The sequence below is a fragment of the Micromonospora globispora genome, from assembly GCF_003857015.1.
Taxonomy (GTDB): domain Bacteria; phylum Actinomycetota; class Actinomycetes; order Mycobacteriales; family Micromonosporaceae; genus Micromonospora; species Micromonospora globispora.
In genome coordinates this window covers 1-2,313 of sequence record NZ_QGGF01000630.1, presented here as the reverse complement: position 1 = coordinate 2,313, position 2,313 = coordinate 1, and the positions used below count along the sequence as shown (strand labels likewise).

Below are 2,313 nucleotides of genomic sequence, written 5' to 3'. Positions count from 1 at the left end.
CACCGGAGGTGTCGGAGGGGCGGACCTCGTCGGTCACCGTGCCGTACACCGGGCCGGTGTCCAGCCCCGCCTCGAGCTGGAACACGCTGGCCCCGGTCAGCTCGTCGCCGTGCAGCACCGCGTGCTGCACCGGGGCGGCGCCCCGCCAGGCGGGCAGCAGCGAGAAGTGCAGGTTGATCCAGCCGTGCCGGGGGATCTCCAGCGCGACCGGCGGCACCAGCGCGCCGTACGCGACCACCGGCACGCAGTCCGGGGCCAGCGCGCGGAGCCGGTCCAGGAACTCGGGTTCGCGCGGCCGGGCCGGGGTGAGCACCTCGACGCCGTGCGCGTCGGCCCAGGCGCCCACCGGCGAGCGGACCAGCCCCCGGCCGCGACCGGCCGGCGCGTCGGGACGGGTGACCACGGCGAGCAGTTCGTGGCCGGACGCGGCGATGGCGTCCAGCGCGGGTACGGCGACGGCCGGGGTGCCGGCGAAGATCAGACGCACCGGCTCACCGCCCCAGGCCGAACGGGTTGCCCGCGACGTGCGGGCTGACCTTGACGGTCGGCGGCGCGGCCTGGTCGTACCACTCCGCCTGGCGGATCGCCTTCATCGCCGCCTTGCGCCCGGCCGGGTCGAGCCGGTCGACGAAGAGCACCCCGTCGAGGTGGTCGGTCTCGTGCTGCACGCAGCGGGCCATCAACCCGGTGCCGACGATCTGCACCGGGTCGCCGTAGCCGTTGAAGCCCTTGGCGATGACGTTCTGCCGGCGCTTCGTGTCGAAGTAGAGCCCGGGGATCGAGAGGCACCCCTCCGGGCCGTCCTGCTCCTCCTCGTCGGGGAACTCCAGCACCGGGTTGACCAGATGGCCGAGGACGTCGTCGACGTCGAAGGTGAACACCCGCAGGCCCACCCCGAGCTGCGGCGCGGCCAGACCGGCGCCGCTCTGCTCGCGCATCGTGTCGGTCAGGTCGGCGATCAGCTTGCGCAGCTCGGCGTCGAAGTCGACCACCGGATCGGCCGGCGTGCGCAGCACCGGATCCCCGAACAGACGGATGGGCTGAACGGTCACGCGGGGTGGCTCCTTAACTGGGACGAGTGGTGCCGTACCAGTCTACGGAGTCGCCGGAGCCGCCCCGGCCGGCGTACCGCGATCGGTAACCCGGGTCTCGTCACCGACCGTGACCGGGAGGGTGGCGTACCCGCGCAGGGTCAGCCGCACCCGGCGCTCCGGTTCCCCGGCCAGCGCCAGCCCGGGCAGCCGGCGCAGCAGCAGCGGGAAGGCGACCTGCGCCTCCAGCCGGGCCAGACCGGCCCCGAGGCAGTAGTGCGGCCCCGCGCCGAAGGAGAGCGGGTGGATCTGCGGACGCCACGGGTCGAACCGCGCCGGCTCGGGGTAGCGCCGAGGGTCCCGGTTGGCGGCCCCGAGCAGCAGGAGCATCAGGCTGCCGGCGGGCACCTCCACCCCGCCGTAGCGGCTGTCCGCGCTGCTCATCCGGGAGGTGAGCTGCACCGGGGAGTCGTAGCGCAGCAGCTCGTCGACGTAGCCGGGGGCGAACTCCGGGTGGCCACGCAGCGCGTCGGCTTCGCGGGGGTGGTCGAGCAGCACGACCAGGCCGTTGCCGAGCAGGTTGGTGGTGGTCTCGAAGCCGGCCACCAGCAGCACCACCAGGTTGGCCAGCAGTTCGTCGCCGGAGAGCCGGTCGCCGTCCGCGTCGTGCGCCTGCACCAGCGCGCTGGTCAGGTCATCCGCGGGTGCACGCCGGCGGGCCTCGACCAGCTCGGTGAAGTAGTCGCGCAGCTCGGCCGCGCCCTGGTCGGCGACGGCCAGCTCGTCGAGGGTGATCTCCGGCTCCAGCACGCCGGTGAGGTCGGTCGCCCAGCGCCGGAACAGCGCCCGGTCCGCCGCCGGCACGCCGAGCAGCGCACAGATCACCCCCACGGGGAGCGGGTACGCGAAGTCGGCCATGAAGTCGACCGGCCCGCCGTCCCGGCCGCGCTCGCACATGCGGTCGATCAGCTCGTCGGCCTGGGCGACCACCACGTCGCGCATGGCGGCGATCCGGCGCGGGGTGAACGCGCCGGCCGCGAGCCGCCGCATCCGGCTGTGGTCCGGCGGGTTGGTGCGCAGCATCGACCGGGAGATGGACGCGACGGCCGGACTCTCCCGCCAGCCGGGCAGGAACTGGTCGCGCAGCTCGTCGTCCATCACCCCGAACCGGGGATCGCGCAGGATCTCGTCGACCTCGGCGTATCCGGTGACCGCGCAGAAGACCGGACCGGCCTGGACCACCGGCCCGTGGGCGCGCAGCTGCTCGTACGTGGGATAGGGA

Annotated in this window: 3 protein-coding genes; all 3 read right to left on the bottom strand. The window is 74.1% G+C overall.

The window, feature by feature from the left end; all coding sequences use genetic code 11:
• Window positions 1-487: methionyl-tRNA formyltransferase (locus DKL51_RS31090; RefSeq protein WP_260428737.1), on the bottom strand; the 487-nt coding region annotated here is incomplete at its 3' end.
• Between the two features lie 4 nt (window positions 488-491).
• A complete protein-coding gene (def, locus tag DKL51_RS31085; RefSeq protein ID WP_109947920.1) occupies window positions 492-1,052 on the bottom strand; it encodes a peptide deformylase in 561 nt (186 codons plus the stop codon).
• Between the two features lie 42 nt (window positions 1,053-1,094).
• The coding region (locus tag DKL51_RS31080; RefSeq protein WP_148097893.1) for a cytochrome P450 at window positions 1,095-2,313 on the bottom strand (1,219 nt) is incomplete at its 5' end.